The sequence below is a fragment of the Candidatus Symbiopectobacterium sp. NZEC151 genome (assembly GCF_025962655.1).
Lineage (GTDB): Bacteria > Pseudomonadota > Gammaproteobacteria > Enterobacterales > Enterobacteriaceae > Symbiopectobacterium.
In genome coordinates this window covers 423,607-435,773 of the sequence record NZ_JAGFPE010000003.1, presented here as the reverse complement: position 1 = coordinate 435,773, position 12,167 = coordinate 423,607, and the positions used below count along the sequence as shown (strand labels likewise).

The 12,167-nt window shown below is 54.7% G+C and carries 9 protein-coding genes; 5 read left to right on the top strand and 4 right to left on the bottom strand.

Going from position 1 to position 12,167, the window contains the following annotated elements; all coding sequences use genetic code 11:
- Positions 1-152: 152 nt before the first annotated feature.
- Positions 153-587 (top strand): ribonuclease E inhibitor RraB, encoded by a 435-nt coding sequence (rraB, locus tag J5067_RS12720; protein ID WP_264643908.1) that lies wholly within the window; start codon positions 153-155, stop codon positions 585-587.
- Positions 588-636: 49 nt separating this feature from the next.
- Here rraB and J5067_RS12715 read toward each other — a convergent pair whose 3' ends face one another.
- Positions 637-1,140, bottom strand: a complete 504-nt coding sequence (locus tag J5067_RS12715) for a GNAT family N-acetyltransferase (RefSeq protein WP_264643909.1) — start codon at positions 1,138-1,140, stop codon at positions 637-639.
- A gap of 380 nt (positions 1,141-1,520) precedes the next feature.
- Here J5067_RS12715 and J5067_RS12710 point away from each other — a divergent pair, with 380 nt between their 5' ends.
- The 4 genes from J5067_RS12710 (at position 1,521) to J5067_RS12695 (ending at position 6,854) form a co-directional block, all read left to right on the top strand.
- The gene (locus J5067_RS12710) at positions 1,521-2,582 is read left to right on the top strand and encodes an alpha/beta fold hydrolase (protein WP_264651254.1); all 1,062 of its coding nucleotides are present in this window, start codon (positions 1,521-1,523) and stop codon (positions 2,580-2,582) included.
- Positions 2,583-2,667: 85 nt separating this feature from the next.
- Complete coding sequence (locus tag J5067_RS12705) at positions 2,668-4,284, top strand: methyl-accepting chemotaxis protein (RefSeq protein WP_264651253.1); 1,617 nt, start codon at positions 2,668-2,670, stop codon at positions 4,282-4,284.
- A 311-nt stretch (positions 4,285-4,595) separates the two neighbouring features.
- The gene (locus J5067_RS12700) at positions 4,596-5,777 is read left to right on the top strand and encodes a YjgN family protein (RefSeq protein ID WP_264651252.1); all 1,182 of its coding nucleotides are present in this window, start codon (positions 4,596-4,598) and stop codon (positions 5,775-5,777) included.
- A gap of 9 nt (positions 5,778-5,786) precedes the next feature.
- The gene (locus J5067_RS12695) at positions 5,787-6,854 is read left to right on the top strand and encodes a M48 family metallopeptidase (protein WP_264651251.1); all 1,068 of its coding nucleotides are present in this window, start codon (positions 5,787-5,789) and stop codon (positions 6,852-6,854) included.
- A 150-nt stretch (positions 6,855-7,004) separates the two neighbouring features.
- Here J5067_RS12695 and J5067_RS12690 read toward each other — a convergent pair whose 3' ends face one another.
- The 3 genes from J5067_RS12690 to pepA all read right to left on the bottom strand — a co-directional run bounded on the left by J5067_RS12690 (position 7,005) and on the right by pepA (position 11,995).
- On the bottom strand, positions 7,005-9,860 hold the full coding sequence (locus tag J5067_RS12690; RefSeq protein WP_264651250.1) for a valine--tRNA ligase: 2,856 nt from the start codon (positions 9,858-9,860) through the stop codon (positions 7,005-7,007).
- A 12-nt stretch (positions 9,861-9,872) separates the two neighbouring features.
- Positions 9,873-10,322 (bottom strand): DNA polymerase III subunit chi, encoded by a 450-nt coding sequence (locus tag J5067_RS12685; RefSeq protein ID WP_222159278.1) that lies wholly within the window; start codon positions 10,320-10,322, stop codon positions 9,873-9,875.
- Positions 10,323-10,483: 161 nt separating this feature from the next.
- Entirely contained in the window at positions 10,484-11,995 is a 1,512-nt protein-coding gene (gene pepA, locus J5067_RS12680) for a leucyl aminopeptidase (RefSeq protein ID WP_195314366.1), read from the bottom strand.
- Positions 11,996-12,167: the final 172 nt, after the last annotated feature.

Below are 12,167 nucleotides of genomic sequence, written 5' to 3'. Positions count from 1 at the left end.
CCATGTGGCTCAACGCTGTTGGTTGAATTAAAATTCACTTTATATGTGTAATTATTCAATTTCAAGGGGCGACGTCAAACTTTATGGTGGAGAGGGCGTCGGGGGTGTGGGAGAATACGGTAATAACGTAGAGATTAACGGGGGACAGACACATGGCAAACCGCGATTTACTGGACGAACAACGGGAAGAAACGCGCCTGATTATCGAAGAACTGCTGGATGATGGCAGCGATCCGGACGCACTGTACACCATCGAACACCACTTTTCGGCGGAAAACTTTGACGCGTTGGAAAAGGTCGCTGTTGATGCCTTTAAAATGGGCTACGAAGTGACGGATGCGGAAGAACTGGAAGTGGAAGAGGGCAAACTGCTGATGTGTTGTGATGCCATTAGCGAAATGGCGCTCAATGCCGAGCTGATCGATGAGCAGGTAGAACAGTTAATCGAGCTGGCTGCACGTCACAACGTCAATTACGACGGTTGGGGCACCTACTTCGAGGATCCGGATGGCGAAGAGGGTGAAGAAGGCGAAGAAGGCGAAGACGACGATTTCTATGATGAGGACGATGACGGCAAACGTCATTAATCCCTCTCTGGTATCACGGGCGTGCCGAAGTGAACTTCGGCACGCCGCTTTAGAGCTGTTTTAGCATGGTGACTTCACAGTCACCGTGGCCGGTGTTGCCCATCGCGTGCGGAATGTGTTCAAACCCCAGTTTGCGATACAGCGCAATCGCCTGCGTCAATGTGCTGGTGGTTTCCAGATAGCAGCGTCGGAATCCCTTCTGGCGGGCGAAATCGAGCGCTTGCAGCGCCAATTGGCGCGCCAGTCCCTTGCCACGTAATACCGGCAAAAAGTACATCTTTTGCAGTTCACACACGTCAGCTTCTCCCTCCTGCAAGGGCGCGACACCGCCGCCGCCGACCACTTCTCCTTCGTACTCAATGACCCAGTAGGCGCTGTTTGGGTGGTTATACAACTGAAACAGGTTGTCTAAATTGGGGTCAGAGACCGTATATCCCTTATCTGCCGTCAGGCCAAATTCCGCAGAAACATGGCGGATCACTGCCGCGATGGCAGCGTTGTCCTGTGCGGTAATGGGGCGCATCCGCAGAGAAAGGGGAAGGGCGGTTGTCATGGTGCTTACTCTTATACTGATAGGAGACGATGATATTTTCTTACGCTGTAATACCATTGAACAGGGTTTTTGTGCAATACCGGGTTAACGGGCATTGGCCATGCGCAGCCTCACCATGATCCAATTCTCTGCGTTGATTTTTTGTCCGCGCATTTTTTCTTGTCTAATGGATTAGGCACAGTTATTGTACGGGTATGGCCGTTTTGCACGTTATTCAATCATAACATTATGATTGTTATCTGATTATGTAGGATGCGCCAGAAATTTACCTTATGACAATATATTATTGTTATTTAATGGTTAGCCTGCGATCGATATTGGGATGTGACCTGGGACACATTATTATTGAAATCCATTTACCCTTATGGATGACGAGTAGTATGGCCCATCGCATGTTGTCAGGCTGGATTAGCCTGTTTTTACTGTTTTTATCTCCCCTCGCTTATGCACAACCCTTACAGCCTCAGGAAGGCGATTGGCGGCCTGCCGAGTTTCGTTTTCATACCGGTGAAACGCGTAATGACCTCCGTCTGCACTACTACACGTTGGGTGACCGCAGTAAGCCTGCGGTGCTGCTGCTGCACGGCACCAATCAGCCAGTCAGCGCGCTGCTGGCGGACGGATTTGGCGGCGAGTTATTTGGGCCGGGCCAACCGCTGGATGTGACGAAACACTTTATTATCATTCCCGAAAGTATCGGATCGGGGAAATCCTCCAAACCCTCCGACGGTTTGCGCACGCAATTCCCGCAATATAACTACGATGATATGGTGCTGGCACAATATCGACTGGTGACGGAAGCGTTGGGCATCAAACATTTGCGTCTGGTCATGGGCTACTCCATGGGTGGCATGCACACCTGGCTGTGGGGGCAAAAATACCCGGACATGATGGATGCGCTGGTGCCGATGGCGTCACAGCCCAATGCGTTGTCGGGCCGTAACTGGATGCTGCGCCGCATGCTGATTGAATCCATCAAACGCGATCCGGCCTGGAAAAATGGCGATTATCAGACTCAGCCTCCGGCTTTGCAGACCGCTAATATCATGTTCAGCATCGCCACCACGGGCGGCACCCTGGCTTACCAGAGTAAAGCGCCGACGCGTGAACTGGCGGATAAGCTGGTGGATGCGCGACTGGCGGCTCCCGTGACCAGTGATGCCAATGACTTCATCTATATCTGGAATTCCTCGGCGGATTACAACGCGATGTCCGGTCTGGAACGCATCAAGGCCCCGATGCTGGTGATCAACGCCGCTGATGATGAGCGTAATCCGGTGGAAATTGGCTCGCTGGAACCCGCGTTGAAAAAGGTCAAACAGGCATCGCTGTTCTTGATTCCGGCAAGTGCGGAAACCAGCGGCCACGGAACCATGATGTCCGCCCGCTTCTATCGCACTGCGCTGGGTGAATTCCTGGCAAAAATGCCTTCCCATCAATAACTGCGGTTTTTTCTTCCGGGCAGGCGTGTTCACAATGAAGCGCCTGCCCGGCTTGCTCTTGATGACCACTCACTAGGGACGATGTATGTTTCGTAAGATAAAGATCCGCACGACGCTCAGCATCATGGTCTTATCGTTGACAGCGCTGTTGCTGTTTGTCGGGATGCTGGGGCTGTTTGCTGCCCAATCAGGTAATCACTCCTTCGCCAGAGTTGATAAAGAGGTGCTGCCCGGACTGGTCGCATTAAATGAAAGTTCGGAATTACTGCTGCGCGCGCGTCTCGATCTGCGCTTGTATGAATCGCTGATGAGCAACGGCTCGCAGGACGCGGCAACGGTGGCATTAAAACGCGCCAAAGGGAAAATTGATGGTGCCAGTGAAAAATGGCAGGAGTATTTGACCTATCCGCAGGCGGAGCAAGAGAAGGCGATTTCCGCCGAGATGGCCCGTAAGCGTGAAACCTTGATGACCACCTTTATCACCCCGGCGCTTGCCGCGCTGGAAGCCGGAAACCTGGATGAATATCGCCAGCGCGCGGGTAAATCCACCGTGCTCTATGCCGATTTTGATGCTGCGTCCAAGAAGCTGGTGCAGTTTAAACGCCAGAATATCGATGACGCCTACACCGCCTCCAACGCCAGCATCAACCGTATGGAGATGATGCTGACGGTGGCGATCGCGCTGGCGCTGGTATTGGCGCTGCTCTCCTGGCTGGTGATGACGCATCTGGTGGTTAAGCCATTGAATCAGGCCATTGGCGTGTTCGATCGCATCGCACAAGGCGATCTGCGCGCTCGCTTTGAAATGCAGGGCAAAAATGAGATCGCGCAGCTGTTAGGCGCCGCGCAACGCATGCGTGACGGGCTGGAGAATATGGTGCGCGTGGTGCGTAACGGCACTGATGCGATCGGGGTTGGCGTGGGCGAAATTGCGTCCGGCAATATCGATCTCTCCAGCCGCACAGAGCAGCAGGCGGCATCGCTGGATGAAACGGCGTCAAGCATGGAGCAGATCCTCTCGACGGTCAGTAATAACGAAGATAACACCCGCAAGGCTAACGATCTGGCGCAGAAGGCCTCGGCCTCGGCAGCGCGCGGTGGCGGTGTGGTCTCCGAGGTAGTGGATACCATGCGCACCATTCAGCGCAGTTCCGCCAAGATCTCCGATATTGTCGGAGTTATCGACGGCATTGCCTTCCAAACCAACCTGCTGGCGCTCAATGCCGCAGTGGAAGCCGCGCGTGCCGGAGAGCAGGGCAAAGGATTCGCGGTGGTTGCCAGCGAAGTGCGCACGCTGGCGCAGCGTAGCGCCACGGCAGCCAAAGAAATTGGCTCGATGATTGATAACTCGCTGACCAGCATCCAGCAAGGTGCTGGTCTGGTCGAAGTGGCCGGAAAAACCATGAGCGAGGTGCTGGATGACGTGAGGAAAGTGGCGGACATCATGGATGAAATCATGATGGCATCCGGTGAACAGAGCCGGGGCATTTCGCAAATCAATATCGCGATTAATCAGATGGATGGCGTGACGCAGCAGAACGCTGGACTGGTGGCCGAGGTGGCAACTGCGGCAGGATCGTTGCAGGATCAGGTTTCTCACTTGCAGCATGCTATCGCCAGTTTTCAACTTGATGATGGGCATGTGTCTGAGAATGGGCTGTTCCCGGCGGTATCGCCCGTGGCACTGGTGGGCGTGCGTTAATCGCCAGACAAAACAGGTTCCGTCTCGGCGGAGCCTTTTTTATATCAATATAGAATATTTATTCTGCTAACTAAATAAGCGTATTGGGTGTGTGTATTTCTCCGCGCAATACCATCCTCTCTTTGCCTGATTTATCAGATTTATCGCAGTGCATAATTCATATTTATATCGATGCATTTATCAAATGCAAAAAAAAGTTTATTTTTTCTATTCTGCGTGTTCAAATCAGGTGTTTTTATTATATTGCATCAATAAATTTGACTTATTTTTAGTTTTTGGATTTTTTCCACTTCTTTTAGGATGAAAGTGTTATGAGTGACAATATCTCGCAAGGGAACGGCAAACATGCCGTGGTTTTTCATGGGAAATCGGGAGAGTATTTTTTAATCTGGCTGGTCAATGCGCTATTAACCACGATCACCCTGGGTATTTATTCTGCCTGGGCGACGGTGCGCACCCGTCGTTATTTTTATGGCAATACTGAGATTAACGGCGATCGTTTTGATTATCACGCCGAGCCCATCCAGATCCTGAAAGGGCGCATCATCGTGATTGGCGCGCTGGTGCTGCTGTATCTTTTGCTGCTGTTTACACCTGTGGTCGGGCTGGCGGTATTGCTGGTGTTTTCCGCGCTGCTGCCGATGCTGATTATTCGTAACTGGCGCTATAACGCCATTATGACCAGTTATCGCGGCGTGCGTTTTAACTATTTGGGCAGCGTAAAAAGTGGCTATTGGACGTTTTTGGCGATTCCGCTATTAATGGCCGCTGTGTTGGTGCTGTTGATGACCACTGTCGGCAGCTTTTCTTCGCTTATCAGCAATGCGACTCCGCTAATTGTGGCTGCACTGCTTTACATCCCCGCGTTGATTGCGTTGGGCGGCGTGATGAAGTATATGATCGCCGATCTTTATGTGAATAACCTGCGGTTTGGTACCGCGGCATTTAATGCCGCGATCAGTAAAGCGGCGTTTATTAAAATTGCCTTTTTCAGCCTGTTGTTTTTTATCCCCTTCCTGATATGGACGCTGTGGTTTTCAGGGGCTGTACTGCTTTCAGTGATGGAATATGTACAAACAGGTGGGCATATCACGCATCGCGTGGACTACACGTCGCCCTATGGCGGTATCTTCAAACTGATCGCGGCGTATGTGTCGTTGATTATTGGCGGTCTGGTTGCCAAGTGCTATATCGTGGTGGCGGAACGCAACTATATCTTTAGTAATACCACGCTCAGTGACAATGTCCAGGTGCACTCCAACATGAAATTGGGCGCTTACCTGATGCTGTTATTCACCAACACACTGATTACGCTATTTTCTTTGGGGCTGGCCGCGCCGGTAGCACAGGTGCGCTATGCGCGCTTCATGGCGAATGCCACGCAAGTGAGCGGTGACCTTTCTCTGCTGAACGTGCAGGCGCACGGTGATACCGCGCGTTCGGCGGTGGCGGAAGAGGCTATCAGCGCACTGGATCTCAACGTGGGCATCTAAGGCGACCTGATGATTATCGAGGGATACTATCAGTATCCGGGGCGTGCCGCACAGGAGGCGGCACGCGTGACGCTTGGTGAGCTGGATGCTTCTTTGGTGCTGATGTGCCGCGACGCGGGTTCACAGGCGTTTATGCTGGCGCACGTCGAGGTCTCGCAAGCGTTAGGCTCAATACCGTTGACGTTGACCTTCCCTGATGGCGGGCGCTTTCGCCCTGCTGATGATGCGTTGTTTCGTGCCTGGGTCGCACAACATAAGCCTCCCAGCCTGGTGTACCGGCTAGAGAAGTACAAACGGGGCGCGCTGTTTACCCTGCTGGCGACGGTGTTGGTAGCACTGAGCTATGTGTATGTGGTGCTGCCTTGGCTGAGTGCCACAGTGGCGTTGCATATCCCCACTGCGGTGGAACAGCAGTTGGGGGAACATACGCTCGCCTTGCTGGAGCGTACCGAGCTAGCGCCGTCAACCCTTCCGGAAGCGCGCCAGCAGGCGTTACAGCGCCTGTTTGAGCAAGCGCAACCGCCTGAAATGCGTCAGGCGCGCACCCCGTTGCGTCTGCGCCTGATGAGTGCGCCGGGCATTGGTCCAAATGCATTTATGCTGGCAGATGGCACGCTGATCGTCAGCGATGAGTTGGTTAAGCTGTCGCGCCACGACGATGGTCTGGTTGCCGTGATGCTGCATGAAATGGGTCACCATGCATACCGTCATCCCATGCGCATGCTGGTGCGTTCCTCGTTGGTGTCATTGACGTTTATGTGGATCACCGGCGATGTCAGCGGAGTGGGGGATACCCTGTTACAGTCCGCGGCCTTCGTGAATGAGCTGCAATTCTCTCGTGATATGGAGCGTGAAGCGGATGCGTGGGCGATAGCGGAAATGCAGCGGCAGGGGCGTTCGCTTCAGGCGATGCAGGACATCTATCAGCAATTGATGACGGTATCGGAAAAAGAGCATCAGATTGAGCGTGTTATGCCGGATTGGCTCAGCACGCATCCCGATATGCAACAGCGCCTTGATGCCATCAAGGCACAAGACCCCTCTGTCATCCTCGGCGAAAGCCGGGGATCTCTGTGAGAATAAACGCGTTTCTTCTGTAAGGGATTCCCGCCTGCGCGGGAATGACGAGGGAGGGTGGGAATGACGGTGGGAGCAGGGCCGTTTGTCAGCAACATAAAGCCCGGACTTAGCGGTCCGGGCTTTTTATTTACACGGGGTAATTATCGATTACAGCGCGGCAATGGTGGCCTGCTGTTCCAACAGTTTGGCTTTCGCTACCGCATAGCCGTCACGTTTTTCACGCTCTTTGGCAATCACCGCTTCCGGTGCGCGCGCAACAAAGCCTTCATTGGAAAGCTTGCTGTCGATGCGGTTGATTTCCGCTTCAACCTTGGCAACTTCCTTGGCCAAACGCTCCAGCTCTGCGTCTTTGTCGACCAGATCCAGCATCGGGATCAGCAACTCCGCGCCTTCCAGCAGGGAGGTAACCGCTACCGGGCCTTTTTCGCCAGCAGGCAACAGTTGAACGCTTGCCAGACGCGCCAGCGTTTGGATAAAGCTGCGGTTCGCTTCCACGCGACGTTGCGTTTCCGGCGTTGCATCACGCAACAGTACATCGAGCGGTTTGCCCGGCGCGATGTTCATCTCGGCGCGAATATTACGCACGGCGGTGATCGCCTGCTTGATCCATTCCAGATCGGCCAGCGCCTGCGCATCTTCTGCGGTGGCATCATAGGTCGGGAACGGTTGCAGCATGATGGTATCGTCGGTAACGCCCTTCAGCACTTTAACCTGCTGCCAGATGGTTTCCGTGATAAACGGAATGATCGGGTGCGCCAGACGCAGCAGCGCTTCCAACACCGTAACCAGCGTGTGGCGCGTACCGCGCAGTTCCGCCTCGCTGCCACCGTTCATTACCGGTTTAGCCAGCTCCAGATACCAGTCGCAGAACTGGTTCCAGGTGAACTCATACAGGATACCGGCGGCAATATCGAAGCGGTAACCGTCCAGCGCGTCGCGGAAGGCTTTCACCGTGCGGTTGAATTCAGCCAGAATCCAGCGATCGGCCAGTGACAGCACTTTCTCGCCGCCGTTAAAACCGCAATCTTGCCCTTCGGTGTTCATCAGCACAAAACGGCTGGCGTTCCACAGCTTGTTACAGAAGTTGCGGTAACCTTCCAGGCGCTTCATGTCCCAGTTGATATCACGACCGGTAGAAGCCAGTGCCGCCAGGGTGAAGCGCAGGGCATCAGTACCGTGCGGTTCAATACCATTAGGGAACTGTTTCTCGGTGCGTTTACGGATTTTCTCCGCCAACTGCGGCTGCATCATGTTACCGGTGCGTTTTTCCAGCAACTCAGGCAACGAGATACCGTCCACCATGTCCAGCGGGTCGATCACGTTCCCTTTGGACTTGGACATTTTCTGCCCTTCGTCATCGCGGATAAGCCCGGTCATGTACACGGTGTGGAACGGCACCTGCGGCTTGCCTTCGTCATCTTTCACGAAGTGCATGGTCAGCATGATCATGCGCGCAATCCAGAAGAAGATGATGTCGAAGCCGCTTACCATCACGCTGCTCGGATGGAACGCTTTCAGCTCTGCCGTTTGTTCCGGCCAGCCGAGGGTGGAGAAGGTCCACAGCCCGGAGGAGAACCAGGTGTCCAGCACGTCTTCGTCCTGGCGCAGTTCAACCGAGTCAGCGAGCTGATACTCGCGGCGCACTTCCGCTTCATCACGGCCTACATAAACGTGGCCGCTGTTGTCGTACCATGCCGGAATACGGTGGCCCCACCATAATTGGCGCGAGATACACCAGTCCTGAATGTCACGCATCCAACTGAAATACATGTTCTCATACTGCTTCGGCACAAACTGGATACGGCCATCTTCAACCGCTTCCACCGCCGGTTTTGCCAGTACGCCAGCGCGAACGTACCACTGGTCGGTCAGCATCGGTTCGATGACCACGCCGCCGCGATCGCCGTAGGGAACGGTCAGATCGTGCGGTTTGATCTCATCAAGCAAGCCCAGCTCATCCAGCTTGGCAACCACCGCTTTACGGGCGGCAAAACGCTCAACGCCGCGCAGGAAATCAGGAATGTCATTGCTGTATACCGTGCTGGCTTCGCCGTTGGTATCAAACACTTCAGCTTCCTGACGGATGTCGCCATCGAACGTCAGGATGTTGATCATCGGCAACTGGTGACGTTTACCGACTTCGTAGTCGTTAAAATCGTGCGCCGGAGTGATCTTCACGCAACCGGTGCCTTTTTCCATGTCAGCGTGTTCATCGGCGACGATCGGAATACGACGATCCACCAGCGGCAGGATCAGGAACTTGCCGATCAGATTTTTGTAGCGCGGATCTTCCGGGTTGACCGCAACACCGGTATCCCCCAGCACCGTTTCTGGACGCGTGGTGGCGACCACCAGATAGTCTTTGCCATCAGCGGTTTTTGCGCCGTCGGCCAGCGGGTAGCGCAGGTGCCACATCGAGCCCTTGCTCTCGCGGTTTTCCACTTCCAGATCGGAGATGGCGGTGCGCAGTTTCGGATCCCAGTTCACCAGGCGCTTGCCACGGTAGATCAGGTCTTCTTTATACAGGCGAACGAACACCTCTTTCACCGCGTTGGACAGGCCTTCATCCATGGTGAAGCGCTCGCGCTCCCAGTCCACCGAGTTGCCTAAACGACGCATTTGACGGGTGATGGTGCCGCCGGATTCTGCTTTCCACTGCCAGATTTTTTCGATAAAGGCATCGCGACCATAATCGTGGCGCGTTTTGCCCTCTTCGGCGGCGATTTTACGCTCAACCACCATCTGGGTGGCGATACCTGCGTGGTCAGTACCTGCCTGCCACAGCGTGTTTTTCCCTTGCATACGCTGATAACGAATCAGGGTATCCATAATGGTTTGCTGGAACGCATGGCCCATATGCAAGCTGCCGGTGACGTTCGGCGGCGGGATCATGATGCTGAAGCTTTCCTGGCTCGTGTCACCGTTTGGCTTGAAGTAGCCTTGCTGTTCCCAGCGCTCATAGAGCGGCTGTTCGATATCTTTCGGGTTATATTTGGTATCCATTATGTCTACTATTCAGTGCGTTGGCGGCGTCGCCGTAGTCAATTGAAAGCCGACGCTGCGATACGCCTTGTAGCGATCGCGCGCCAACGGTTTCAGGGATTCTTCATGAGGGACAAAGTCTATCACTTCATGGAAAGCGGTGGCAAAATCTGCGAACTGCGGCAGCAGGCTGATCAGCACGTCCCGCGAGGTGCTGCCCCGGCGTTGCGGCCAGGCCAGCTCGACGGGTGCGCCCTGTCGCGGGCCTTCACCGGCGAGGTTATGCGGCACAAAGGCGCTGGCATCGCGCTGCCACAGCGCATCGTCCAGTCGCAACGCTTGCTGCTCGTCTTCACAGGCGATAAGCACACGCTGCCCGCTGCGCCAACGTTCCGCCGCCAGCTCGCAGGCCAGCGCCTCACAGGCGCTAAGCCCATCGACATCGTCACTGTGTTCGAGAAGGTAGAACGTTGCGTTTTTCATTGTTTACTGTAGGTGAGGGGACGATATAAACCGGCCCTGGGTTGCTGATCATGTTTTTTCTGCGTCATTCCCGCGTAGGCGGGAATCCCTCACAGAGGAAACACGTACTTCCCGCAAGAGGTCCCCGGCTGTTGCCGAGGACGACAGAGAACGGCCTCTTTTTATTCTACGTCATTTAACCCGGCGCGATTAAGCAGGAACTGCGACAACATGGCTACCGGACGGCCCGTTGCCCCTTTGGCCTTACCGGAACGCCAGGCAGTGCCCGCGATATCCAGGTGCGCCCAGTTGTATTTGCGGGTAAAGCGCGACAGGAAGCACGCGGCGGTAATGGCACCACCCGGACGCCCGCCGATGTTCGCCATATCGGCGAAGTTCGATTCCAACTGCTCCTGAAACTCATCGCCCAACGGCAAGCGCCAGGCGCGGTCACCGGCTTGCTCTGATGCGCCGAGCAGTTCGTGCGCCAGCGGGTTATGGTTCGACATCAATCCGGTAAGGTGATGGCCGAGCGCTATCACGCAGGCACCGGTCAGGGTGGCGATATCAATCACCAGTTCCGGCTCGTAGCGTTCCACATAGGTCAGCGCGTCGCACAGCACCAAACGGCCTTCGGCATCGGTATTCAGCACTTCAACCGTTTGACCGGACATGGTGGTCAACACATCGCCCGGACGATAGGCGCGGCCATCAACCATGTTTTCACAGCCAGCCAACACCCCGACAATATTCAGCGGCAGCGCCAGCTCGGCGGCCATGCGCATCACGCCGTATACCGTGGCAGCACCGCACATGTCGTACTTCATTTCATCCATGCTGTCGGCGGGTTTGATCGAGATGCCGCCGGAGTCAAAGGTCAGGCCTTTGCCAACCAGCACGATAGGGCGATTTTCCGGATTGGGGTCGCCTTTGTACTCAATCACCGACATCAGCGATTCATTTTGCGAGCCTTGTCCAACGGCCAGATAGGCGTTCATGCCCAGCTCTTTCATCTGCTGTTCGCCAATCACGCGCGTCACGATATTCGGGCTGTAGGTATCCGCCAGTTGGCGTGCCTGCGAAGCCAGATAACCGGCGTTACAGATATTCGGCGGCATGTTGCCGAGATCTTTCGCGGCCTTGATGCCTGCGGCAATCGCGAGTCCGTGCTGAATAGCGCGCTCGCCGCTGGTGAGTTCACGGCGCGTTGGCACATTGAACACCAGTTTGCGCAGCGGACGACGCAGTTCGACCTTGTTGCTTTTCAGCTGATCGAAGGTGTAGAGCGTCTCTTTTGCCGTCTCTACCGCCTGACGCACTTTCCAGTAGGTGTTGCGCCCTTTGACATGCAGCTCGGTCAGGAAGCAAACGGCTTCCATTGAACCGGTATCATTCAACGCATTGATGGTTTTCTGGATGATTTGCTTGTATTGACGCTCATCCAGTTCACGCTCTTTCCCGCAGCCAATCAGCAGAATACGTTCTGACAGAATGTTCGGCACGTAGTGCAACAGCAGGGATTGCCCCACTTTGCCTTCCAACTCGCCGCGGCGCAGGAGTGCGCTGATATAACCGTCGCTGATTTTGTCCAATTGTTCGGCAATAGGGGACAGGCGGCGAGGTTCAAACACGCCGACGACAATGCAGGCACTGCGTTGTTTTTCCGGGCTACCGCTTTTTACACTGAACTCCATGTACTCTCCTGAATCTTAAAGACAAAGACGGGGCCAATAGCTAGAATGTGACACTCCGTAATACTTTCCCGCCGTTACACTTACCTAACCTGTGTTAATCTTAACGGCGCGGCGAATCTGTTTTGGTGATGATAAGCAGGTTCTGATACAACGTCGGGCGCGCGGTATGCTG

Coding starts and splice junctions, on each gene's coding strand:
- J5067_RS12705 (WP_264651253.1), top strand. CDS start 2,668: ATGTTTCGTAAGATAAAGATCCGCACGACGCTCAGCATCATGGTCTTA.
- J5067_RS12685 (WP_222159278.1), bottom strand. CDS start 10,322: ATGAAAAACGCAACGTTCTACCTTCTCGAACACAGTGACGATGTCGAT.
- rraB (WP_264643908.1), top strand. CDS start 153: ATGGCAAACCGCGATTTACTGGACGAACAACGGGAAGAAACGCGCCTG.
- J5067_RS12690 (WP_264651250.1), bottom strand. CDS start 9,860: ATGGATACCAAATATAACCCGAAAGATATCGAACAGCCGCTCTATGAG.
- pepA (WP_195314366.1), bottom strand. CDS start 11,995: ATGGAGTTCAGTGTAAAAAGCGGTAGCCCGGAAAAACAACGCAGTGCC.
- J5067_RS12695 (WP_264651251.1), top strand. CDS start 5,787: ATGATTATCGAGGGATACTATCAGTATCCGGGGCGTGCCGCACAGGAG.
- J5067_RS12710 (WP_264651254.1), top strand. CDS start 1,521: ATGGCCCATCGCATGTTGTCAGGCTGGATTAGCCTGTTTTTACTGTTT.
- J5067_RS12715 (WP_264643909.1), bottom strand. CDS start 1,140: ATGACAACCGCCCTTCCCCTTTCTCTGCGGATGCGCCCCATTACCGCA.
- J5067_RS12700 (WP_264651252.1), top strand. CDS start 4,596: ATGAGTGACAATATCTCGCAAGGGAACGGCAAACATGCCGTGGTTTTT.